Annotated in this window: 17 protein-coding genes and 2 pseudogenes; 5 read left to right on the forward strand and 14 right to left on the reverse strand. The window is 67.1% G+C overall.

What is annotated here, in order from left to right; genetic code table 11:
• The first annotated feature begins 25 nt into the window (after positions 1–25).
• The gene (locus ACLLJI_RS04400) at positions 26–952 is read left to right on the forward strand and encodes a LysR family transcriptional regulator (protein WP_434618384.1); all 927 of its coding nucleotides are present in this window, start codon (positions 26–28) and stop codon (positions 950–952) included.
• A 70-nt stretch (positions 953–1,022) separates the two neighbouring features.
• Here ACLLJI_RS04400 and ACLLJI_RS04405 read toward each other — a convergent pair whose 3' ends face one another.
• The 3 genes from ACLLJI_RS04405 to ACLLJI_RS04415 form a co-directional block, all read right to left on the reverse strand.
• Positions 1,023–2,033: a type IV toxin-antitoxin system AbiEi family antitoxin domain-containing protein gene (locus ACLLJI_RS04405; protein ID WP_434618387.1), complete on the reverse strand. Its 1,011-nt coding sequence runs from the start codon at positions 2,031–2,033 to the stop codon at positions 1,023–1,025.
• A gap of 188 nt (positions 2,034–2,221) precedes the next feature.
• Positions 2,222–4,444, reverse strand: coding sequence for a phospho-sugar mutase (locus ACLLJI_RS04410; protein ID WP_434618390.1), 2,223 nt, complete (start codon positions 4,442–4,444; stop codon positions 2,222–2,224).
• A 169-nt stretch (positions 4,445–4,613) separates the two neighbouring features.
• Positions 4,614–5,537, reverse strand: a complete 924-nt coding sequence (locus ACLLJI_RS04415) for a purine-nucleoside phosphorylase (RefSeq protein WP_434618393.1) — start codon at positions 5,535–5,537, stop codon at positions 4,614–4,616.
• A 142-nt stretch (positions 5,538–5,679) separates the two neighbouring features.
• Between ACLLJI_RS04415 and ACLLJI_RS04420 the strand changes: the two genes are divergently transcribed.
• A complete protein-coding gene (locus ACLLJI_RS04420; protein WP_434621189.1) occupies positions 5,680–7,035 on the forward strand; it encodes an NAD(P)H-quinone dehydrogenase in 1,356 nt (451 codons plus the stop codon).
• Positions 7,036–7,250: 215 nt separating this feature from the next.
• On the opposite strand, the gene ACLLJI_RS04425 is transcribed toward ACLLJI_RS04420, so the two are convergent.
• Genes ACLLJI_RS04425 through ACLLJI_RS04440 form a run of 4 tightly spaced genes read right to left on the reverse strand, consistent with a single transcriptional unit; the run spans position 7,251 to position 9,117 of the window.
• Positions 7,251–7,766 carry a ferritin-like domain-containing protein gene (locus ACLLJI_RS04425; protein WP_434618396.1) on the reverse strand — a complete coding sequence of 172 codons (516 nt, stop codon included), beginning with the start codon at positions 7,764–7,766 and terminating at the stop codon, positions 7,251–7,253.
• Entirely contained in the window at positions 7,759–7,965 is a 207-nt protein-coding gene (locus ACLLJI_RS04430; RefSeq protein ID WP_434618399.1) for a DUF2795 domain-containing protein, read from the reverse strand. Before ACLLJI_RS04430 ends, ACLLJI_RS04425 begins: the two co-directional genes overlap by 8 nt.
• Before the next feature lie 12 nt (positions 7,966–7,977).
• The gene (locus tag ACLLJI_RS04435; RefSeq protein ID WP_434618402.1) at positions 7,978–8,907 is read right to left on the reverse strand and encodes a glycosyltransferase family 2 protein; all 930 of its coding nucleotides are present in this window, start codon (positions 8,905–8,907) and stop codon (positions 7,978–7,980) included.
• Between the two features lie 6 nt (positions 8,908–8,913).
• Positions 8,914–9,117, reverse strand: coding sequence for a hypothetical protein (locus ACLLJI_RS04440; RefSeq protein WP_434618404.1), 204 nt, complete (start codon positions 9,115–9,117; stop codon positions 8,914–8,916).
• Between the two features lie 201 nt (positions 9,118–9,318).
• Here ACLLJI_RS04440 and ACLLJI_RS04445 point away from each other — a divergent pair, with 201 nt between their 5' ends.
• Positions 9,319–9,507, forward strand: a complete 189-nt coding sequence (locus ACLLJI_RS04445; RefSeq protein ID WP_434618407.1) for a hypothetical protein — start codon at positions 9,319–9,321, stop codon at positions 9,505–9,507.
• Between the two features lie 104 nt (positions 9,508–9,611).
• Here ACLLJI_RS04445 and ACLLJI_RS04450 read toward each other — a convergent pair whose 3' ends face one another.
• The 3 genes from ACLLJI_RS04450 to nirB form a co-directional block, all read right to left on the reverse strand.
• Positions 9,612–10,817, reverse strand: coding sequence for a uroporphyrinogen-III synthase (locus tag ACLLJI_RS04450; protein WP_434621192.1), 1,206 nt, complete (start codon positions 10,815–10,817; stop codon positions 9,612–9,614).
• Positions 10,818–10,891: 74 nt separating this feature from the next.
• Positions 10,892–11,911: a uroporphyrinogen-III C-methyltransferase gene (gene cobA / locus ACLLJI_RS04455; protein ID WP_434618409.1), complete on the reverse strand. Its 1,020-nt coding sequence runs from the start codon at positions 11,909–11,911 to the stop codon at positions 10,892–10,894.
• Position 11,912: 1 nt separating this feature from the next.
• Positions 11,913–14,654 (reverse strand): nitrite reductase large subunit NirB, encoded by a 2,742-nt coding sequence (gene nirB, locus ACLLJI_RS04460; RefSeq protein ID WP_434621195.1) that lies wholly within the window; start codon positions 14,652–14,654, stop codon positions 11,913–11,915.
• 246 nt (positions 14,655–14,900) lie between these two features.
• Here nirB and nirD point away from each other — a divergent pair, with 246 nt between their 5' ends.
• Entirely contained in the window at positions 14,901–15,356 is a 456-nt protein-coding gene (nirD, locus tag ACLLJI_RS04465) for a nitrite reductase small subunit NirD (RefSeq protein WP_434618412.1), read from the forward strand.
• Between the two features lie 27 nt (positions 15,357–15,383).
• Here nirD and ACLLJI_RS04470 read toward each other — a convergent pair.
• The 3 genes and pseudogenes from ACLLJI_RS04470 to ACLLJI_RS04480 form a co-directional block, all read right to left on the reverse strand.
• A pseudogene (locus tag ACLLJI_RS04470) lies at positions 15,384–16,936 on the reverse strand (FAD-dependent oxidoreductase).
• Between the two features lie 71 nt (positions 16,937–17,007).
• Positions 17,008–19,278: a molybdopterin oxidoreductase family protein gene (locus tag ACLLJI_RS04475; protein ID WP_434621198.1), complete on the reverse strand. Its 2,271-nt coding sequence runs from the start codon at positions 19,276–19,278 to the stop codon at positions 17,008–17,010.
• Between the two features lie 17 nt (positions 19,279–19,295).
• The gene (locus ACLLJI_RS04480) at positions 19,296–20,681 is read right to left on the reverse strand and encodes an MFS transporter (protein ID WP_434621201.1); all 1,386 of its coding nucleotides are present in this window, start codon (positions 20,679–20,681) and stop codon (positions 19,296–19,298) included.
• 325 nt (positions 20,682–21,006) lie between these two features.
• Between ACLLJI_RS04480 and ACLLJI_RS04485 the strand changes: the two are divergent.
• Positions 21,007–21,255: pseudogene (locus tag ACLLJI_RS04485) on the forward strand (MFS transporter); the annotation flags it as partial.
• 54 nt (positions 21,256–21,309) lie between these two features.
• Here ACLLJI_RS04485 and ACLLJI_RS04490 read toward each other — a convergent pair.
• Positions 21,310–23,115: an acetyl/propionyl/methylcrotonyl-CoA carboxylase subunit alpha gene (locus tag ACLLJI_RS04490; protein ID WP_434621204.1), complete on the reverse strand. Its 1,806-nt coding sequence runs from the start codon at positions 23,113–23,115 to the stop codon at positions 21,310–21,312.
• Positions 23,116–23,327: the final 212 nt, after the last annotated feature.

Below are 23,327 nucleotides of genomic sequence, written 5' to 3' on the forward strand. Positions count from 1 at the left end.
ACGCATGGAAATATATCATTTTGATATGAGCATGAACTGGCCCGATCTTGCCGTCCTTGAACTTCTGGTGGCGGTTTCCGAATGCGGCAGCCTGAGCTCGGCGGCGCGCGCCGTGGGTATGGCGCAGCCGAACGCGAGCCGGTCGCTGGCCCGGCTGGAGCGCTCGCTGGGCGTGATTCTGATCGATCGGCGCCCCGGCGGATCGCGGCTAACGGTTGAAGGCGCCGTCGTTGTTAATTGGGCGCGGCCGGCGCTGGACAGCGCACGCGAGCTGATGTCCGCGGCGGAGGCGCTGCAGACGCAACGCCTCTCCCGGCTGAAGGTAGCGGCAAGTATGACCGTTGCCGAATACCTGATGCCGGGCTGGCTGGCCACACTCAAGCGCTCTGATCCCGACCTCAGCGTGACCTTGTCCGTCCAGAACTCGAGCCGGGTATTCGAGCTGATTGCCCAGGGAGCGGCGGACGTGGGATTCGTGGAGTCGCCGCGTCTGGCCACCGGACTGCATCGGTTGATCGTGGCCACAGACCGCTTGGTGGTCGTGGTGGCACCGGATCATCCTTGGGCGTCCGCACGGAATGGAGTGACGCCTCAGGAGTTGGCCTCTACCGCCTTGGTGGTGCGCGAACCCGGGTCCGGCACGCGGAATACGCTCGATCGCGCGCTGAAGGCCTATGGGCCGGTTCCGCCCACCCTGGAGCTGAGCAGCAACGCGGCCGTACGGCTCAGTGTTGCTGCCGGCGCCGGCGCGGCCGTGCTCAGCATCTTCGCCGTCCGCCCATGGCTCGAGAGCGGCGCACTGGTGGAAGTGCCGGTACCGGGGTTGTCCCTGGAACGGCGGATGCACGCCGTATGGAAGGGACCCCGGATGCTGGAAGGACCGGCCGGAGACCTGGTGACAGCGGCCGCCCGCCGGGAACGCGGCGGGCGTAAGCCGGGAGCGCCGAAATGACGCCCATCCCGCAAAATGACGCGCGAGGCGCACGTCATTTTGCGGGATGGGCGTCATTTTCTCTTGGCGCTTACGTTTTTGGCGTTCGACGTAGCCCAGCATCACTGAGAATTCTCTCCAGTCGGGCCAGATCCATCATTTCGGCCCAGTTCCACCGGGCGAACCCCATGCCCAAAGCGCGAATCTTATTCTCCCGGTCCTTCTCAGCCAGGACGCGTTCCTCGACGGAACTACCGCTCGCCCAGTCTGAACGCGTGTACTTCGCCCGTCCGTCAAACTCGCCCACCACCCGTTCCCTGGGCCAGTAGAAGTCCGTTCGCGCTGTGACGCCGCCGCGGATGGAGAACGCGTGCTGCAGTTCCGGCGCACGGAAACCGAGGATGTGAATGTTCGCCCGACTCATTGATTCCCCGGCCGATTCCGACAAGTCCGAACTGAACTCCAGGACCGCCGTTGCCCGCTCGATCTTGGCCCGGCTGGGGAGCTCCAACGCGGCTGCCCGGAGCTCATCGAGGCTCACCGGTGGGCCCAGCGGCGTATCGCGCTTCCAATCAACGATCAGCGCTCGGCGTTCTGGCCCCGCCACTGAATCGGCCCACGGGGCAGGGGCGACGCGGATCCTGCGGCAGGAATCCGCGACTGCAACTGCTTGGGCGAAAGGCAACCGCGCCATCAGTTCAACCGCTGTCCGTGCCTTATCCGTGGTGCGGAACTCGCCAAGCTCGGTCAACCGAGCGTCCATGGACCCGAAGTGACGTTTAACGCCGGCAAGGGACCGCCCGCCCTGCTGGAATGACGTCAGCACATGGAGGTCCTTCGGGCAGCCCAGGAGAGCCAGGCCCCAGAGCAGCCCGGACGTCTGCAGGGAAAACGTCGGTGCTACCGCCACAGTGCGGTTGAAGGCCTCGGCTCGCAGGCCATAGCGCTGCCAGGTATCGGCGCCTTTCCAAGTCCCGCCGTCCACATACACTCCGCGCCGGACGCGGACCAGTTGCCCGGCCTTGGCGCGACGCGCGAGGTTCCTCGGATCCTGCCCGACGGCGGCTACCTCGGAGCAAAAGATCAATCCGTGATAATCCATCTTTCCAGCATGGATTTCGCCGCTGCCCAAGGGAACAGCACCCTGAGAGAATGTGGATAACCCCGCCCGGAATCCTTGCCGCACCCGAAACGGACGTCCTGATGTGGACGCCGAGATTTATGACGCCCATCCCGCAAAATGACGCGGGGCGCGCACGTCATTTTGCGGGATGGGCGTCATTTTTGGAATCAGGGCGCCAAGATTCCGCGCAGGTCCGCGAGTGTGGAGTCCAGGGCCGAACGTGCCCGGCGCCGCGCTTCGGGGAGATCCGCTGCCGCGTCCACCGCGATGATGACCTCCAGATAACACTTGAGCTTGGGTTCGGTCCCGCTGGGCCGAATGATCACGCGTCTGCCGTCAGCCGTCAGGAAGAGCAGACCGTCCGTGGGCGGCAGCGCGTCGGAGCCCTGAGCCAGATCAATTAAGTGTTCGACGGCGGATCCGCCCAGTTGTGGCGGCGGCTCCCGGCGGAGCGCCGTCATCATCGTTGCCAGCTGCGCCAGATCCGGAACCCGGAGGCTGAGCTGGTCGCCCGCATGCAGGCCGTGCTCCAGTGCAAGGTCATCGAGCGTGTCGAAGATTGTCCGGCCCCGTGCTTTCTCCTCCGCCCCAAGTTCCGCGATGAGGAGCGCCGCGGAGATGCCATCCTTGTCCCGGACCAGTTTCGGCGCGATGCAGTATCCCAGTGCTTCTTCATAACCGTAGACAAGGCCCGGTACCCGGGAGATCCATTTGAAACCCGTCAGCGTTTCTGTGTGGGCAAGACCATGGGAGGCGGAAATCCTGGCCAGCAGCCGGGAGGAAACGATGGAGTTGGCGAAGACGGGCGTGGCGAAGTCCGCGCCGACGTTCGCGTCGACGCCAGCGGTGACCGGCCAGCCCCCATCCCCCGAGTCGTCGGCCCCCGAGCCGCCTGCCCGCGTTCCGCCGTCGTCGGCCTGATTTGAGACGGAATGCCCGGCGGAAAGACGCGCCGCGATATGGGCCCCGAGCAGGGCTCCCACTTCGTCACCGCGCAGCATCCGCCAGGACCCGGTGGCGGGATCCAATGCGGCAACGGCGGCACGGTCCGCATCCGGATCGTTCGCCAGTACGATGTCCGCGCCGCACTCCCGCGCCAGTTCCAAGGCCAGATCCAGTGCACCGGGCTCCTCCGGGTTCGGGAAGGCCACGGTGAGGAAATCCGGATCCGGCAACGCCTGGGCGGCCACCACGGATACATCCTCAAAGCCGGCACCGTTCAGGACCTCGACGGCGGTTACGCCCCCGACGCCGTGCATCGGGGTGTAAACAATCTTCAGATCCCGGGCGGGAAACGCCTTGGAATCGGCGAGGGAGCGCACCTCGCCCTGGTACCCGGTGGTGAAGCCGGCGTCGACAACGGTCCAGCCCGAGTCCGCGAGTTCGATGCTTGCCAACGGGCCGATCGCGGCAATTTCAGCGGCGATCAGCTCGTCGAAGGGTGCAACGATCTGCGCACCCTGACCGGCGTCCGTCACGGTGCGTCCGCCCAGGTACACCTTGTAGCCGTTGTCTTGGGCGGGATTGTGGCTGGCCGTGACCATGACGCCGCCGTCGCAGTCCAGCGCCCGGACTGCGTAAGCCAGCAAGGGTGTGGGCAGGGCGCACGGCAGCAGGAAGGTTTCAATGCCGGCCGCGGTGAAGATGGCGGCGGTTTCGGTCGCAAAAATATCGGAGTTGTGCCGTGCATCGAAGCCGACGACGGCGCGGGGGGTATAGGGCGGCGTGCGGTCCGTCGTGGCGTGGATCGTTGTGGTTGCAGGGGTTGCAGGGGTTGCAGGGGTTGCAGGGGTTGCAGGGGTTGCAGGGGTTGCAGTGGTTACAGGGGTTGCAGGGGTTGCAGGGGTTGCAGGGGTTGCAGGGGTTGCAGGGGTTGCAGTGGTTACAGGGGTTGCAGGGGTTGCAGTGGTGGGCGGGGTTGCAGTGGTGGGCGGGGTTGCAGGGGTTGCAGGGACTGTGCTTCTGGTCAGGGTGCTGTCGGTGGTGGTGCTGTCCTGGCCCTTGGAGGCAGCAGCCGGATCCGTGGATGCCCGTTTCAGCAGAAACGCAGCAAGCCCCGCCGCTCCACGGCGGACGACGACGCGGTTCATTCGGTTGGGTCCGGGCCCCATGGCGGCCCGCAGGCCGGCGGTGCCGAACTGCAGATTGCCGCTGAAGCTGTCGGCGAGTTCCTGCTGCGCGGCTTCCTGGCGGGCGGCTTCCGCGTCGGCGCCCCCTGCCTGGGCGCCCCCTGCGTCGGCACCCCCGGCATCGGTGCCCCCGGCGTCGGCGCCGCCGGCACAGACCATCAGTGCCCTCAGCTGCGCGGCGGTCACCGGATCCGGGTCCTGATCCGCCCACGCCCGGGCGGCGTGCAGCAGCGGCTGGAGTTCGGTGTCCGGAAGCGTCATGGATCCAACCTATCGTGGCCCGGGGAACGGCTCAGCCCGTAAGCGGGTATACGGCGGAAGCTGCGCGGACTAGGGTGTGAACCTTGCGCAGGAGGGCGTCCTGCGCGGGCTGGCACCGGGAGGTGCGCAGAACGGTCCGCCGGCGTACGGGGGCACGGCGGAAGCCGCGCTACAGCCGGGCGATGATGTCCGCCAGCAGCCGGGAGATCCGCGGCCCGGCGGCGTGGCCCGCTGCCAGCACTTCCTGATGGTCGAGGGGGACCGGGCTGATCCCGGCCGCGAGGTTGGTGACGAGCGAAATCCCGAAGACCTCCATCCCCGCGTGCCGGGCGGCGATCGCCTCCAGAGCGGTGGACATTCCCACCAGATCCGCCCCGATCCGCTTGGCGTACTGGACCTCTGCAGGGGTCTCGTAATGCGGACCGGCGAATTGCGCGTAGACACCTTCATCCAGCTTCGGGTCCACTTCGCGAGCCAGTGCACGCAGCCGGGCGGAATAGAGATCGGTGAGGTCCACGAAGGTGGCGCCTTCCAGCGGGGACGCGGCCGTGAGGTTGATGTGGTCGCTGATCAGCACGGGAGTGCCCGGGTCCCAGGCCTCGTTGAGACCGCCGCAGCCGTTGGTCAGCACCAGGGTGGCGGCCCCGGCGGCAGCGGCGGTCCGGACGCCGTGCACCACGGCACGCACGCCCTTGCCCTCGTAAAAGTGGGTGCGCGCACCCAGCACCAGGGCACGTTTGCCGGTCGGTGTCAGGATGGAGCGGACGGTCCCCACATGGCCTGCCACCGCAGGCGCGGAGAAGCCCGGGATGTCCGTCGCGTTGAGGGTGGCGGTGGTTTCGCCGATCAATCCGGCGGCCTCGCCCCAGCCGGAGCCGAGCACCAAAGCGATGTCGTGCGTGGCAACCCCGGTATGCTCCGAAATGTAGTCCGCCGCCGCCCGCGCCAGCTCGAAGGGATCCGTGCCGGTCGGGACCGCAGCGAACGGCTCTGCCGCAGCAGCGCCGGGAGCCGCCGTCGTCGGCCTTAATGCGTCAGCGTCGCGGGCATCGGCGGCGGGTTCAGGGGCAGCGGGGGATTCAAATGTGTGCATTAGAATAACCTACCGGCTTGGTGAGGATGGCCGCGATAGGCGAGAATGAACTACTGTGACCAGCCAACATAATCTTTTTTCCACCCAGTCCGCTCCGAGCATCGCGATTCTGGGCGGCGGCCCCGGCGGGTACGAGGCCGCGATCGTTGCCGCCTCCCTGGGCGCGCAGGTGACCATCGTGGAGCGGGCCGGCCTCGGCGGCTCCGCGGTGCTGACCGACGTCGTCCCATCCAAGACGCTGATCGCGACGGCGGACACGATGACCCGGATGACCGACGCGGCCGCGCTGGGCGTGCGCTTCGACGTCGATGACGAGGGCGATTACGTGCCGCTGATGCGCGCTGACCTCAAGGCGGTCAACGAGCGCGTGCTGCGCCTGGCCGGCGAACAATCCGCGGACATCCACGCTGGCCTGGAGCGGGTCGGCGTGCGGATTATTCCGGGCACCGGCAGGATACTGGACAACAATACGATCGAAGCGACAACCGGCGAGGGGGCTGACGCCAGCACCGAAACGATCAAGGCGGACGCGATTCTGGTCTCCGTCGGGGCGCACCCGCGCGAACTGCCCACGGCCAAGCCGGACGGCGAGCGGATCCTTAACTGGACACAGCTGTACCACCTGCAGGAGGTACCGCCGGAGCTGATCGTGGTGGGATCCGGGGTGACAGGGGCGGAATTTGCTTCCGCCTACAATGGGCTGGGCTCCAAGGTCACACTGATTTCCAGCCGCGACCAGGTGCTGCCGGGGGAGGACTCGGATGCCGCGCAGGTGCTGGAAAATGTTTTCGAGCGCCGCGGGATGACCGTGCTCTCCCGCTCCAGAGCCGCCGCCGTCGACCGGACCGAGGACGGCGTCGTCGTGACCCTCGGCGACGGCCGGAAGGTGACCGGCAGCCACTGCCTGGTCTGCGTCGGCTCTATCCCCAATACCGCGGGAATCGGGCTCGAAGAGGCCGGCGTTGCCCTCACCGAGGGCGGCCATATTAAGGTCGACGGCGTCTCCCGGACGACGGCGTCCAACGTTTACGCGGCGGGCGACTGCACGGGAGTGTTCGCCCTGGCCTCGGTGGCGGCCATGCAGGGCCGGATCGCCGTGGCGCATCTGCTCGGTGACGGCGTACGGCCGCTGAAACTGCTGCAGGTTTCCTCCAATATCTTCACCTCGCCGGAAATTGCTTCAGTGGGGGTGTCCGAGGCGGATCTGGCCTCCGGTAAGTACCAGGGCGACGTGGTTAAGCTGTCGCTGCGCACCAACGCCCGCGCCAAGATGCGTAATTTCAAGGACGGGTTCGTCAAGATCATTGCGCGCAAGGGCTCCGGCACCGTGATTGGCGGCGTCGTGGTGGGTCCCGGCGCCTCCGAATTGATCTTCCCGATCGCGCTCGCCGTGACGCAGAAGCTGCACGTGGACGACGTGGCCAGCACGTTCACCGTCTACCCGTCGCTCAGCGGGTCGATTTCCGAGGCTGCGCGGCGCCTGCACGTCCATATGTAGCGCCTCACGGCGTTTGAGCACGAGACATACCGCTGTTTTCAGCCGGATGCCGTGGATATGGATGAGTGCCATGGGAATTCCCGTGGCACCCATCCATATCCACGGCACACAATCGACGGCCCAGAACACCGCCGACTCCGCCCAGATGACACCGCAGACTCCCTGCGAGATACGGCCGTGAGCCTCGGGGCAGATGAAGGCGGGTTCCCTTCCGGTCAGATCGTCTCGTCTTCCGGCGAATGCACCGGCCCCTGGGCCGCGACTTCGCGGGAGGCGGCACGAAGCTTTTCCGCCGCGGCTTTCTCCTGGCCGAGATTCTGCTCAAAGATAGAGACCAGCTCGGTCCTGCCTTCCGCCAGCGCTGCGGCAATCAGCGTCTCGTACACCGCGATCTCATAGTGTTCGGTCTCCAGCGCGCCGGCCAGGATTACCTGGTCCGCCAGTTGCGGAATGGTTTTCCGCAGGGTGGTCTTTCCCTCCTTGGCAAGTCCCGCAGTGGTTGGCGACGGGGAATCATCAATATCTTCGCCGAGGAGCTCAAAGGCGCGTTGCAGGTTGGCGAGTTGCTGGCGGGTTTCTGCGGTGTGTTCCTCCAGCAGTTCCTTGAGTTCCACCCGCTGCGCCCTGCTGGTCAGGTCCTCGAGCATCTGCAGCGAGTCCTGCTCCATGCTGAGAGCCGAGCCCAGCTTGAAAATGAACAATTCGTGGGCGGTGGTCAGTTTCTCAAACATCTTTTGAGCCTTCTGACACGGCCTGGCTGACCGCATTGGGGCCGTTGAACTCCCGGTCCGGTATATTGCGCAGGGCTTCAAGGACGGGCTCGTCTGCACCGGAGTCCTCGGCCTTGCTGACTAGTTTGGCGCGGCTCGCCGGGTAGTCAATGCCGCCGAGGAACTTCTGGATCTGAATCGGGTTGGGTGAATTGGACATGATATTTGCCTTTCAGAGGTGTTCGGCTGCATGGGTGCTGTCCCGTATTGGGATGTCTGAAGAGGGCTTGCCTGGAGAAGATCCATCGGGAGGGAAGACCACGTCGAAGGCTTCCACCCGCCGTTCCGGGACAGTGGTCGGGGATTCCAGATGCACGGCACCGGATGGCAGCATCGCCGCGCCGCCGCATACATCCATGACTTTCCACTGCGCCGCCACGTCTTCGGCTGAATGGTCCAGGGGCAGTAGCGGCCAGAATTCAAAGCCTCCACAGGCCACCAGCGCCAGGCGGTCAAAGAGCACACAGCCACCAACCCACGCGATCCTGTAGGCAAGCCACTGATCCGGACCAAGCTTTAGGGAGGCGGCCATGTGGGCGGGGTTGGCAGCATTATGCAGGGGCCATCGCCGGAAGGACGGTTCCGCGCGGCGGATCCGCTCCGGGTGCACCCGACCCTCCCATGGTTCAAAAGCGGTCTGCTCATCGGGCCGGATGTCCGCCAGGTGGCTCAGGCCCTGAACCGCCATGCCGACGAAACCGCAGCCCAGATCCTGCAGCGCCTCATTCATACGGTTCATGGAGTTGGGTTCAAGCCAAACGTCGTTGTCCAGAAAGAGTTCGCGGCGTGCCACGGCCAGACCCAGCAGGTACTGGCGGTGTTCTGCCATGCCGCGGCGCGGCCGGTGCCTGCTGGTTCGCACCGCGCGGCCCTGGGCCCGCAGGACGCGGATCATGGCGGCAACAGCGGGGTGCCCCCAGTCCACCGTCGCGTCGCTTTGGTCGCTGATGATCACAGAAAAGTCCGGCTCGTCCTGGGCAGCCAAGCCGGCCAAGACCACGGCCAACTCGGCGGGCCGGCCCCGGGTGGGGATCAAGACCTCAATTTCCGGGTCCGGATTATCCTGCGGCAGTGCCCACTGCGCGGCGGTCCGTCTGGTCATACCGGCTCACGCTTCCTCTTCCTCCTCCGGATCTGCGGTCAGGCCAATGGCTTGCTGAACCTCGGCGCCGTCTGTGCTGTCCGGGAACGGCTCGGATTCGCGGCCCTCTTCGACATGGGCCGCCCGATGACCCTTCGTCATGCTCTGGGCTTCCTGCTTCATCTCGTCGTCGAGCCTGGCGCCGTGTTTGCTGCTGCCTCGTTCGGCCATGGCGGATTCCTCCTCATCATGCTCAGCCGGGGCCCCGGAGTTTCGAACAAGCCCCGACCTGAAACCCGTGGGCAAAGCGGTCCTTCAACGCTAACACTAAGTATGCTTGTTAAGGCGCTGCGGACTGGAATTTAACAGCGCTGATGAAGGCTAAACAGCAACTTCCGGCCGTGAAGAATCGTGATGCGCAAGGAGAATGTGATGGAACGGAATGAAGCGGGACAAGATGCGGACCGGGTGCACGGGCAGGCGCCCGCGGAAGGTGAGGAAGGGGACGACCAAGACACGGATGACCGCCGGCATTCACAGATTGCGGCGGAAGGGGAGGACGACGATGTTGACGGCGGCCCGACCACGACGACGTCCACGGGCGACGACGCCAAGCAGTAGTGACGGGAAGCCAAGCCTTGGCGATGGGAAGCCGGCGGGCGACGGCGCGGAGCCGCGACGACGACGCCAAGCCTTAGCGACGGGACGCCAAGACGCGGCACGGGTCAGACGCGGAGCCGGTAGCCGCGCTTGAGAACAGTTTCGATCATGGCGGCGTCCGGGAGAGCGGCCCGCAGCCGGCTGACCGTCATGTCCAACGCGTGCTCGGCACCACGCTGATCCAACAGTCTGACCAGAGTGTCACGGGGGAGCACTGAACCGCCGGCCTCCAGCAGGGCACGAACAAGGAGCAGCGGAGCGGGCGCCAGCTCCACCGGCATACCGTTGACGCGCAGCGCACGCCCGCGCAATTCCAGCTGGCCGGCCTGGGTCTGCAGCGTCCGGACACCGGTCCGTTCCAAATGCTCGCAGACCAGACGGATCAGGGCGCCCATCCGGAACCGCTCCGGAATGAGCGCAGTGATGCCGGCGTCCAGCAGGGGTTTGGCAGTGACGGGCCCAACGGCGGCGGCTACCACCGAGGTCTTGAAACTGTCGATGAGCGCATGGTACCTGCCCATTTCATGTGCTGTGCTCCAGAGGGCGTCCACGGCCGGGGCGCTGGTGAAGGTGACAACATCCAATTCCTGCTGGCAGACCGCGTCGATGAGTTTGGGCAGCAGGTCCTCGCCTTCCGGCCGGACCCAGCGGTAGGGCGTAACCGTCAGCACGGTGGCCCCGGCAGCGCGCAGCCGGTCGAGCTGCTTCACATCGGTGTAGCCGTGCAGCTGCACGGCTATGGTCTTCCCGGCCAGTGGGGGCCCGCCGTCTCTGACCCCCTCGGCGTACACCAGATCGACCAGGGTGGCCGTGGTTTCGTCGCTGCTGATGCCGACGTCATTAAGGCCGGCCGCGCGTACGGCTCCCCGGGCCTTGGGGCCGCGGACGAAAATCCGGCAGTTCCCCAGGGTGCCGAGCAGCTCTTCCCCGATGCCCGAGGCGTCCGCGGCCTCGCACCAGCGCCGCATGCCGTAGGCGGTGGTCACGATCAGGATATCCGGCCGGGCGGCGATGATGGCCAGGGTGTCCTCGGCCAGCGGCAGGTCTTCCTCCACTGGTGCGATTTTCAGGGCCGGGGCGTACAAAACGTCGGCGCCGCGCCGCTCCAGCGCCTCGATCAGGTCCCGGGACCGCCGGTGCGAGGTCACGCCGACGCGGAATCCGGTCAACGCCAGTTCCGCGGCGCCCGCCGAGTGATCTACGTCGGGCGCTGCTGAAGCGGTCGGTCCAGGATCGGTCAGTGTTGGGTCGGTCAGTGTTGGCCCCAGCATTGACCCTGCTGTTGACCCGACCGGGCTTGATTCGGCGGCTGCCGGATCGTCGTGTTTGGACAATTGCATCTCCCTCATGACCGCAGCATGGCGGCCGTTAAATCGGCGATTTCGCTCTGCACGCCGGCGGCCCGCCCCACGGCAACCACCTCACCGATCACCACCACGGCCGGGTTGCTGCACTTGGATGCTGCACTGACAATGTTACTCAAATCTGAGATGGTGGTGCGCTGGTGCGGGCTGAAACCGCGTTCGACGACGGCGACTGGCATGTCCCGGCGCAGGCCCGCCTGGAGCAGACCGTTCGTGAGCTGCGGCAGCGTGCCGATGCCCATCAGCACCACGATGGTCCCGCCCAGTCCCGCCAGGTGTTCCAGTTCGGGGTCGGTCAGCGGTGCGTGGCCGGAGACGACGGTGAAGAGGTGGCTGACCGTGCGGTGCGTGACCGGGATACCGGCGGCGCCGGGGACGGAGATGGCGCTGCTGACACCGGGCACCACGGTGACGGGGATGCCGGCCTCCGCGCAGGCCGCGACTTCCTCTCCGCCGCGGCCGAAGACGTACGGATCGCCGCCCTTGAGCCGGACCACGCGGTTGCCCATCCGGGCGCTCGCGATCATCTGCGCCTGGATGTCGGTCTGGCTGACGGGGTGGTGGCCGGGCGTTTTGCCGACATCGATGAGCTGCGCGCCGGGGGCCAGCTGGTCCAGGTCGGCGACCGGTCCCAGCCGGTCGTAAAAGACCACGTCGGCCTCGCGCAGGGCGCCGCGGCCGCGCACCGTGAGCAGATCGGCCGGCCCGGGTCCGCCACCCACCAAGGCGATGTGGCGGCCGGGACTGGCGGCCTGCTCACGGACCAGCAGGACGCTGTGCAGCCGGCAGGCTTGCACCAAAGGAGCCCAGCCGGGATCGCCGTCGTCCACGGCCACGACGAGAAGCACCTCGTCCAAGACCGAGGTGCGGAAATTCGCCGGGCAGTCGACGGTGCGCACGTCCGCGGCAGCCGCTCGGTAGCGCCGCACGGCACGCCGCGCTGCGACGGCGGAACCGGTGATCAGCACGGATTGTCCAGTGAGATCGGCGTCCAGGTCCATGTCAGGCTCCGTCCGGGGAGGTTGCGAAGCCGCCGGGGCGGATGCCGATGCTGGTGGCGATCAGCACGCTCTGCTTCTCGGCCGGCGTGGCGGGCCGGATCTGGCCGCGCTCGGGGACGAAGGCGATGGAGTCATCGGCGGTGGTGGGGGCATTGACGAAGGAGCGGAAGCGGCGCAGCCGATCCGGGTCCGCCAGTGTGGCGGCCCATTCATCCTCGTAGTTACCCACATGCCGTTCCATCGCGGTTTCCAGATCTGCGGCGATGCCCAGCGAATCGTTGATCACCACGTCGACCACATGGGCGAGGCCGCCGTCGAGCTCTTCCTGCCAGCGTGCCGTGCGCTGCAGCCGGTCCGCGACGCGGATGTAGTACATCAGGTAGCGGTCGATGTAACTGATCAAGGTGGCGTCATCGAGGTCCTTGGCGAGCAGCTGCGCATGCGCGGGCTGTGCGCCGCCGTTGCCGCCGACATAAAGGTTCCAGCCGTCCGCCGTGGCGATCACGCCGACGTCCTTGCCGCGCGCCTCCGCGCACTCGCGGGCACAACCGGAGACGCCCATCTTGAGTTTGTGCGGGCTGCGCAGCCCGCGGTAACGCAGCTCCAGGTTGATCGCCATGGACACCGCGTCCTGCACACCGAAGCGGCACCAGGTAGACCCGACGCAGGACTTCACCGTGCGCAGGGACTTGCCGTAGGCCTGGCCGGATTCGAAGCCGGCCTCCACCAGGATCTTCCAGATATCCGGCAGCTGCTCCAGCCGGGCACCGAAGAGATCGATCCGCTGGCCGCCGGTGATCTTGGTGTAGAGACCGTAATCCTGTGCCACCTGGGCGATCACGCCGAGTTTCTCGGGCGTGATTTCACCGCCGGGGATGCGCGGGACCACCGAGTAGGTGCCGTCCTTTTGCATATTCGCCAGCGCCCGGTCATTGGTGTCCTGCAGCGCACCGCGGCCGTCGTCGAGCACGTAGGCGCTGTGCTGGCTGGCCAGGATGGAGGCCACCGTGGGCTTGCAGATGTCGCAGCCGGCGCTGCCGGCGGCCGGCTCGACCGTGCCGAAGCGGGCCAGGATCTGCTCGAAAGAGGTCAGCTCCAGGGCGCGCACGGCCTCGAACAGCCCCGCCCGGGACATGCCAAAGTGCTCGCAGAGCGCTTTGGAGACGGCGACGCCGGACTTGGTCAACTCGCTCTCCAGCAGCTTCTTCAACAGCGGTACACAGGAACCGCACTGGGTGCCGGCCCGGGTGCAGGCCTTCAAACCCGGCACGTCCTGGACGGGTCCGTTTCCCTCGCAGCAGCCGGTCGCGTGCACGGCGTCCCGGATGGTGCCGGCCGGGACGTTGTTGCACGAGCAAAGGATCGCATCGTCGGGCAACTCCGTTTCCGGGGCATCGCCGCCGGCGGCGGAAAGATACGCTCCGGGCTCGGCGGGAAGGGCGCGGCCCAGCAGCGGGCGCAGGCTGGTGTACGGGGTGGCATCGCCGACGAAGATGCCGCCCAGCAGCGTCTTGGCATCATCGGTGGTGACGATCTTCTGGTAGATGCCGCGCGCGGGGTCGGCGTAGACGATTTCCAGGCTGCTTTCGGTGCGGCCAAAGGCGTCGCCGAAGCTGGCGACGTCGACGCCGGAAAGCTTGAGCTTTGTTGCGGTGTCGAAGCCTGGGAAAGTTGCGGCGCCGCCGTGCAGTCGGTTCGCGACGATCTCGGCCATCGTAGTGGCCGGGGCCACCAGGCCCAGGCACATGCCGCCGAAGTTCGCGACCTCCCCGATCGCCCAGACGTTGGACACCGTGGTGGCACAATCCTCTCCGATCACCACGCCGCCGCGCGGGCCCAGCTCGAAGCCCTGGCCGGCGGGGAAACCGGCCCGGCCGGGATCGCCGCCGGCGCTGTCGTCCCGGAACAGCTCATCCCGGGGCTTGACGCCGATCGCCACCACCACCAGATCAGCCTCGATGACGCGGTCATCGGCCATCTGCACACCCGTGACGGTGCCAGCGGGATCGGTCCGGATACTGGCGGGGAAGACGCCGCCATGCACGGACAGGCCCTTTGCGGCGATCAGCCGGCCCAGCGCCTGGCCGGCACCCTCATCGAGCTGGGTGTTCATCAACCAGGGCGCGCCGTTAATGACCGAGGAGCGGACGCCGAGCTGTTGCAGGCCGGCGGCCGCCTCCAGGCCCAGCAGCCCACCGCCGATCACCGTGGCATTGACCTGTCGCCCCAGGGCCTGCGCCAGCCGGCGCACCTCCTGACTAAGGAACCAGACGTCATCGAGCGTGCGGTATACGTGGCTGAATTCCTCCCCCGGGATGGGCAGCCGGGCGGCATCCGAACCGGTGGCGATCACCAGCTCGTCATAGGGGTAGCTATACGCGGCGGCCGCGGCGGCATCAGCCGGGGCATCCGCGGCGGCCGGCCCGGCTGCGGGAGCGGCGCGGGTGTGGACGATGCGGTTGGCCGTATCGATCCGGACGGCACGCTCACCGCCGCGCAACCGAAGGGCCGGGTGCTCCCACATGGCGACCTTCCCCAGGGTGAGGTCGGCGCCGTCGTCCGTCAGGGCCTTGCTCAACGCCACCCGGTCGTAGGGCAGGTGCACCTCTTCGGCGAGTACCGTGATGTCCCAGCCGTCCAGGCAGCGCGCATGCATGGCGTCGGCGAAGCGGTGCGCCGCGGGACCGCCTCCGGCCACCACGATCCGTCGCGGCGTCTTAGCGGGTGACGAGTCTGCGGTCATGGCGTAGCCCTTCCAACGGTCTGCAGGTGGACCCCGCATCGTGTCATTCCAGCCTAGGACGGGTCAGTTTCCCTTCCGTTTCCCCATTGTTTCGCGAACTTAACTTCCGCATCACGGGACCGTTTCGATGCCGGTGACGTCTGTTTTACCTGTCGGATACATGCCCGGCCGGTGCCGGAAACAGGGGACAGCCAGCATGGAGAAACCGATGGCAGGAACGAGCATGACAAGTATGAGGAGCCCCCGATGTCCATAGCCGTAATTGAAGCCGTTGCAAAAACCGGTTCCGGGGGCCAGCCCGCCAGTTATGCGGGGCGCCGCATCGATGCGGATCCGGTCAAAGACCCGGATTTGGTCAAAGACCCCGATTTAGTCAAAGACCCTGTCTGGTACCGGGTCTGTCCGCTGAGCGACCTGGACGAATCCTGGGGCGAAGCCGCACTGGTGGACGGAAGCCACGTGGCGCTGTTCCGCACCGGCGGCAGCCAGGTCTTCGCCGTCGCCCATGAAGATCCGGCGACGGCGGCGCACGTGATGGCCCGCGGTATTGTCGGCTCGCGTGGGACCCGGCCAACCATCGCCTCACCCCTGCATAAAGAGGTCTACGATCTGCGGACGGGCGAGTGCTTCGGCATCCCAACGCTGCGGCTGGCCACCTACAGCACCCGGCTGGTGAACGGTTTCGTGGAGATTAGGGTCTAGCCTGCGGTGTGGCTGCCTACACGGGCGTTAGGCGGGGGCCGGCTGGAAATGCTGCTCGATGAGTCGACGGACGTCCGAATGGCAGCCGCCGCAGCCGGTGCCGGCCCGTGTGCTTCCGGAAACGTCGGCCAGGGTGCCGCAACCGCCCAGCACGGCGGCCTCGATGCTGGCCCGGCTGACTCCGGCGCATCGGCAGACGGTTGCCTCGGGATCGGACACGCCGGAGGAATCGGCCAGCAATTGTTCCGGGCCATCCAACCGCAGCAGGCTGGAGCGATCTGCCGGGAGTTCGGAACCGCGTTCAAAGAGCAGCACCAGCTCTGCTGCTGTGCGGGGCATGCCCACACAAACCAGTCCGGTCAGCACGCCGCCGCGGGTGCTCATCTTCACATAGCGGCCGTGTTCCGGATCGGCCCATTGGGCCACCTGCAGGCGGGGCCGACCGGGGGCGGTTCCCGCTTCCATCAGTTCGTCGTCCCAAGGATCCGCCGAAGTCTGGCCGGCGGTTGCGACCTCAACGCCGCGGGCTTTGAGCAGCATGACGGCCGCCCCTTCGGCCGGCAGCGGCACGCGGGTAACGGCTGATCCGCCGGCAGCTGCGGTGGTGGCGGATCCGGAGGGCATACCGGCCTGTCCGGTCAGATCCAGCAAGTGCGCGGCCAGCCATTCGGCCTGACGCCAGCCGGGGCCGATCAGGCCGGAGGGCCCGAGTGCGTTGCGGCAGCAGGCACAATCGGGATCCGTGCAGCGGACCTCGGCACAATCGCCGATGGCGAAGACATGCCCGTCGTGGTGGGCCTGCAGGTTGTGATCGACCAGGATGCCGGTGCCGGTCGGCAGTCCGGATCCCGCGGCGAGCTCGATCCGTGGCCGGACACCGCAGGAGAGCAGCAGCAGGTCGCCATCGATGGCCGAGCCGTCGTCCAGCAGCAGCGCAGCGAAAGCGCCCCTGCCGGCGTCGCCCTCAACAGGGCTCCCGGCGGCTTCCCTAACAGAGCGGCTGGGGCCGTCAGCGGGGGAGCGGGTGGTTTCGATCCCGGTCGAGCGGGCATTTGGGGCAAGCCGGATTCCCCGCCGCCGCAGCTGAGCGGCCAGGACGAAGCCGCCGCCGCGGTCAATGTTCCGTCCCAGCGGATGCGGTCCGTGATGGACCACGGTGACTTCTGCGCCTTCATCGGCCGCGGCGAGGGCGGCCTCGAGGCCCATAATGCCGGCGCCCAGCACAACGACGCGGCGGCGCCCGGTCACACCACCGGCCGCGAGCCCGTCGCGAACACCAGTCTGTCATAGCGCGCCGTAGCGCCGTCGTCGAGCAGCACGTGCTGCCGGGCCCGGTCGACCCGGACCGCCTTGACGCCCAGCCGCAGCTCCACACCCAGGCGCCGCAGAACCGTGGGATCGGCCACGGTGATGGCTTCCTGGGTTGTCCGGTTGACGCCCAGCTCCGCCACCAGCACGCGGTTGTAGGCCGGGTCCGGCTCTTCCCCGATGACCAGCATGCGCACGGCGTTGCTGCGGACCGCGGGCAGCAGTTCGTCGATCAGCCGGGAGGCGACCGGCCCGAAACCGACGACGACGATTCGTTCCGGTCCAGGGGCCGAGGTCCCGGCCGGGGCGGCGCCTGCGGTTTCGTCGCGGAGATTTCCGAGGCTCATCGGGACACCCTGCCGTTGCGTGCAGCCGTTCCCGCCGGTGCGGGCACGACGGCCTTGACCGGCATGGCCTTGACCGGCATGGCCTTGACCAGCACTGCCTCGACCAGCACTGCCTCGACCAGCACGGCGCTGGTTTTGAACTCCGGCATGCCGGAAATCGGGTCGGTGGCGGCTTTGGTGAGCAGGTTAGCGCTCTGCAGGCCGGGAAAATGGAACGGCAGGAAGACGGTGTCCGGCCGGATCCCGGTGCTGATCCGGGCCCTGCAGTACACCTCGCCGCGGCTGTTGGACACCCGTACCGGTTCGCCGTCGGCGATGCCGCGGGCGGCGGCGGTTTGCGGATGGATCACCAGCCGGGCCTCCGGTGCGGCGGCGGCAAGATCGGGGACACGCCTTGTCTGGGCACCGGATTGGTAATGCTCCAGTAGTCGGCCGGTGGCCAGAGCCAGCGAACGGCCCGCAAAGAGGACATCGCGCGCCGTGCCGTGTACCGGGTGGAGACCCGGGCGCGGTGCGTTCCGGCTGTCGTCCCGCATATTGGTCGTGCTGCCAGCCGTGATGTCGAAGGTGTCACTGCCGACCCCCGCGCGTGGCGCGACGGGCACCAAAACCGCGCGACCGTCGTCGTGCGCAAAACGCTCCAGGAACAGCCGGGGCGTACCCGCGCCGCCGGCCGGGAAGGGCCAGTACGCTTCCCCGCCGGCGGAGGCCAGCCGAAGCTCCTCGAAAACGGTCCGCGGGTCCGCGCTGAAGGTCGACGGTGCAGCGAGCGCCTCGGCCAGCCGGGCCATGATCCACAATTCGGTGCGGACCCCCGGCGGCGGGGTCACTGCGGCGCGGCGGCGCAGCACGCGTCCCTCAAGATTGGTCATCGTCCCTTCCTCCTCCGCCCACTGCGTCACCGGTAGGATCAGATCCGCCTCGGCAGCCGTCTCAGAGACGAAGAAATCACAGACGACCAGGAAATCCAGCCGACGCAGTCCGGCGATGACGGCGGACGCGTCCGGGGCGGAGACTGCCACATTGGCGCCGTGCACGAACAGGCAGCGCACGCCGCCGGGCTGGCCCAAGTTCATGAGGAGTTCGACGGCGGGCAGGCCGGGCCCGGGAATGAGGGCCTCGTCGACGCCCCAGACCCCGGCGACGTGCTTCCGGGCGGCCGGATCGGTGATTTTGCGGTAGCCCGGGAGCTGGTCGGCCTTTTGGCCGTGCTCGCGGCCGCCCTGCCCGTTGCCTTGTCCGGTGAGTGTTCCGTAGCCGCTCCGGGGGCTGCCGGGCAGCCCCAGCAGCAGGCTCAGATTGATGGCAGCCGTGGCCGTGTCCGTTCCGTCCACATGCTGCTCCACGCCGCGCCCGGTCAGAATGTAGCAGCCTGCTCCGGCAGCCCCCGCCGCGAGCAGCCGTGCCGTTTTCCGCAGCGTGGCTGCGGGGACGCCAGTCACGGACTGCACACGTTCGGGCCACCAGCCGGCGACGCTACGGGAAATTTCCTCGAAGCCGCTGGTGCGGGCATTGATGAAGGCGTGGTCCGCCAGGCCCTCATGGATGACGATGTGGGTCAGCCCCAGCAGCAGCGTGAGGTCCGTCGCGGGGACCGGCTGGAGGTGGATGCCGGCGCCGTCCGCGGTGAACGCCGCGGTGGCAGATCGGCGCGGGTCCACGACGATTAGGCCCCCGGCGTCGCGGGCCCCCTGCAGGTGCGCCATGAATGGGGGCATGGTGTCTGCCACATTGGAGCCGAGCAGCATGATGGTGGCGGCTGCGTCCAGATCCGCGACAGGGAACGGCAGGCCGCGGTCCAGTCCGAATGATCGGTTACCCGCGGCGGCGGCGGAGGACATGCAGAACCGGCCGTTGTAATCGATCCGGGAGGTTCCCAGGGCCAAGCGGGCGAATTTGCCGAGCTGGTACGCCTTTTCATTGGTCAGCCCGCCTCCGCCGAACACGGCCACGCCGTCGGGCCCGTGCAGCCTGCGCGTGCTGCGGACGGCATCCGCAATACGGCTCAGCGCCTCGTCCCAGCTGACCGGCCGGTGCGCTCCGTCCGCGCCGCGCAGCAGTGGTTCGGTGACCCGCCCCGGATGCTGCAGCAGTGTGGTTGAGGTCCAGCCCTTGCGGCACAGGCCGCCGCGATTGGTGGGGAATTCGCGTCCGGCAACGTCGGGGAGTGACTCCGCGGCTGCCGTTTCAACGGCCGCGCCCGGCGTCAGCGTCATGGCACACTGCAAAGCACAGTAGGGGCAGTGCGTGTCCGTACTGCGCAGCAGATCGCCTGTTCTCCCCATCAGGCACCGGCCAAAACGGCGCGCGAGGACCGCCGCAGATAGCAGAACCAGGTGACAGCCATCAGCAGCAGGTAGCCGGCAACGAAACCATAGAATGCGGACTCGTAACCGCCCGAAGCGGTACGCGAAGCATTGAGCACCTGCGGGACCAGGAATCCGCCATAGGCGCCGATGGCGGAAATGATGCCCAGCGCGGCGGAAGCCTTCCGCGCGGAACTTACCTCGGCGCCGTCGTCCGTCCCATGGCCCTGGCGACGGTCCCGGGAACGGAGGGCAAAGACCACGGGAATCATACGGTACGTTGATCCGTTCCCGGCCCCGGCAGCGGCGAAGAGCAGCAGGAACAGGCCCAGGAAGATGCCGAAATAGTGCAAGGGAAGGGTCCAGACCTGGACCAGTGTGATGACGGCCAAGGCGGCGAAGCAGACCATCGTGATGCGGGCGCCGCCCCAGCGGTCAGCCAGCCGGCCACCGTAGGGCCGGACCAGGGAGCCGACCAGGGCGCCCAGGAAGGCCAGCGAAATGGTCGCCGCACCCAGTGTGAACCCTGTGGAGGGACCGAACGTGTCGGCCAGCAGCTTGGGGAACACGCCGGAGAAGCCGATAAATGAGCCGAAGGTGCCGATGTACAGCAACGCCAGTACCCACAGGTGCGGTTCCCGCAGGCAGGCCAGCGAGCCGGCAATGTCGGACGTGGCACTGGAGATATTGTTCATGAACTTCCATGCACCGAACGCCGCGAGCAGGATCAGCGGAATCCAGATCAGGCCGGCCAGCGGGAGGCTGCCGGCGGCACCGGCGGCTGCGGCGCCGGCGGTGACCACCACCGGCACCGCCAGTTGGGCGACGGCGGCCCCCAGGTTCCCGCCGGCAGCGTTGAGCCCCAGCGCCCAGCCTTTTTCCCGGACAGGGAAGAAATACGTAATGTTCGCCATCGAACTGGCAAAGTTCCCGCCGCCAAGCCCCGCCAGGGCCGCGACGCCGAGCATCACGGCGAACGGTGTCCGCGGATCGGCAACGCACCATGCCAGTCCGGTGGCGGGCAGCAGCAGCAATAGAGCGGAAACGACCGTCCAGTTGCGGCCACCGAACCGGGCCACCATAAATGTGTAGGGGATCCGCAGGGTGGCGCCGACCAGGGACGGCATGGAGATCAGCCAGAACAGCTCGGAGGAGCTGAAGCGGAAGCCGGCGGCGGGCAGAAAGATGACGACGATCGACCACAGCTGCCAGATCACAAAGCCAAGGAACTCGCATCCGATGGACCAGTTCAGGTTCCGTCGGGCAATATCACGGCCGGGGCCGGCCCATTGGGCGGAGTTCTCCGGACTCCAATTGTCGATCCAGCGGCCGGGGCGTGAGACGAGGGCGGGAAAGGCAGCCATTGGGGTAGCCGCCGTAGGATGGTCAACGCGGTCAACAGTCACAAGGGCCTCCACTATCGGTGCTTTCCGGTACGCCTCCAAGTTACTGAGGGTGCGTTTCCGGCACGGACGCCGGGCCTAAACGGGCTGTGACATCCACCTATCCGCCGTTGCGTTCCCCCGGTGAGGCACGCTCCGGCGCCGCCGAAGAAGCTCGCATGCTGAGACGTTTGTCCACTGAACGGACGGTCAGTCCTAGGATTGTTCATCTGATCCTCACCCAACGTCGGGCGGCCTTCGGGCGTGTCCGGCCTGCATGAAAGCCGGTCCTATGTGTACCGCCAAGACGGCAAGTGGTCTTACCTTCGGGCCCATGGGTGCGCTGCTGCCGGAGTTGTTTCCGACCAATGTCCGGTACACCGGCTCGGCCGTCAGCTACAACTTGTCCAGTGTCCTGGGCGCAGCGGTGGCGCCGTTCATTGCCGTTGCCCTTTGGCAAGCCGCGCACGGCAGCACGTTCCTGGCGGGCGTCTACCTCAGTGCGATGGCCGTGCTCCGCGGCGCGAAAATGACGGCGATCCCGCAAAATGACTAGGTCCTAGTAACGTCATTTTGCGGGATCGCCGTCATTTTGGGTCATTGTCCCGGGTCAGTCCTCGATGGTGGCCAGTACGGCGCCGGCGGAGACGGTATCTCCGGGGAGGGCGGCCAGCCCGGTGACGGTGCCGGCGCGGTGCGCGGTGAGCGGCTGTTCCATCTTCATCGCCTCCAGGACCACCATCAGATCTCCTTCGGAGACCACGTCACCGTCCGCAACGGCCACCTTGACGATGGTGCCCTGCATCGGTGAGGTCAGCGAATTTCCGTTGGCGGCCGGGGCAGCGGAGCTGCGGCGGGCGGACTTCTTCTTCGACTTGCCGTTGGCACCCGATGACCCGGCACCAGAGGACCGGGAGCTGCCCACCAGGGATGCGGGGAGCACGACCTCAAGGCGCTTCCCGCCGACCTCGACGGTGACCCGCTGGCGGTTGCCGCCGTCGTCGTCCGTTCCCGTGCCGGCAGCTGACCTTGTGCCCGCGGAACCGCCAGGGATGAACGCGGGAATGGTGTTGTTGAATTCGGTTTCGATCCAGCGCGTGTGCACGGTGAACGGCGAACCGTCCGACGGCGCGAAGGCCGGGTCCGCGACGACGGCACGATGGAACGGGAGCACGGTAGGCATGCCCGTGATGTGCATCTCGGCCAGCGCGCGGCCGGCACGCTGCAGGGCCTGCTCCCGGCTGGCGCCGGTGATGATCAGCTTGGCCAGCAGCGAATCGAAGTTGCCGCCGATCACCTCGCCGGCCTCGATGCCCGAATCGACGCGCACGCCGGGGCCGGTGGGAAGCTTCATCGTCTCAACCCGGCCGGGCGCGGGCATGAAATTGCGGCCGGGATCCTCGCCGTTGATGCGGAATTCGAAGGCGTGGCCGCGGATTTCCGGATCCGGGTAGCCGAGGTCCTCGCCGCGGGCCAGCCGGAATTGCTCGCGGACCAGGTCAATACCGGACACCTCCTCGGATACCGGGTGCTCCACCTGCAGGCGCGTGTTGACCTCCAGGAACGAGATGGTGCCGTCGGTGCCGACCAGGAATTCGCACGTGCCGGCGCCCTGATACCGCGCTTCCTTGAGGATGGCCTTGGATGCCTCGTACAGACGAGCGTTCTGGTCCTTGCTCAGGAAGGGCGCGGGCGCCTCCTCGACCAGTTTTTGGTTGCGGCGCTGCAGTGAGCAGTCACGGGTGGAAATGACGACGACGTTGCCCGCGGCGTCCGCGAGGCACTGGGTTTCGACGTGGCGGGGGGAGTCCAGGAACCGTTCCACGAAGCATTCGCCGCGCCCGAATGCCGCGATGGCCTCCCGGACGGCGGAGTCATAGGCCTCCGGGATTTCCCCGCGGTCCCGTACCACCTTGATGCCGCGGCCACCGCCCCCATAGGCGGCCTTGATGGCCAGCGGTAGGCCGAACTCGTCAGCAAAATCGAGCACTTCCTGGGCCGAACCGATGGGATCCTTCGTCCCCGGGACCAGCGGTGCGCCAACCTTTTCCGCAATGTGCCGCGCCTGCACCTTGTCCCCCAAGGCCGCGATGGCTTCCGGTGACGGGCCGATCCAGATGAGACCGGCGTCGATCACCTTGCGGGCAAAATTGGCGTTCTCGGCGAGGAAGCCGTAGCCGGGATGGATGGCGTCCGCCCCGGAGCGGGCCGCAGCGTCGAGAATCTTCTCGATGACCAGGTAGGACTCCGCGCCCGTGCTGCCGCCCAATGCGTAGGCCTCATCCGCGAGCCGTACATGCAGGGCCTCGCGATCCGGTTCTGCATACACGGCGACGGAGGCGATTCCTTCGTCGCGGGCAGCGCGGACGATGCGGACGGCGATCTCGCCGCGGTTGGCGACCAATACTTTGGTCATGACCTTGGTACCTGGACCGATAGCGTTGGGGGGTGGTGAAATGCTCACACAGGACTCCTTCTATTCTCTTGGGAGCCTAGCGCGGTTTTGAGGTTTTCGCCCAAGCACCATGCCGTTTCTGCGCTCGAGTGGCGTGTTGTTTGTAGGTATCCTACAATGTGGCCGTCGCTCGGGCGTCAAGCCAAGGCACCAGGGGGTGCGGGGCTGAACCT

Source organism: Arthrobacter sp. A5, assembly GCF_051131705.1.
GTDB lineage: Bacteria > Actinomycetota > Actinomycetes > Actinomycetales > Micrococcaceae > Arthrobacter_M.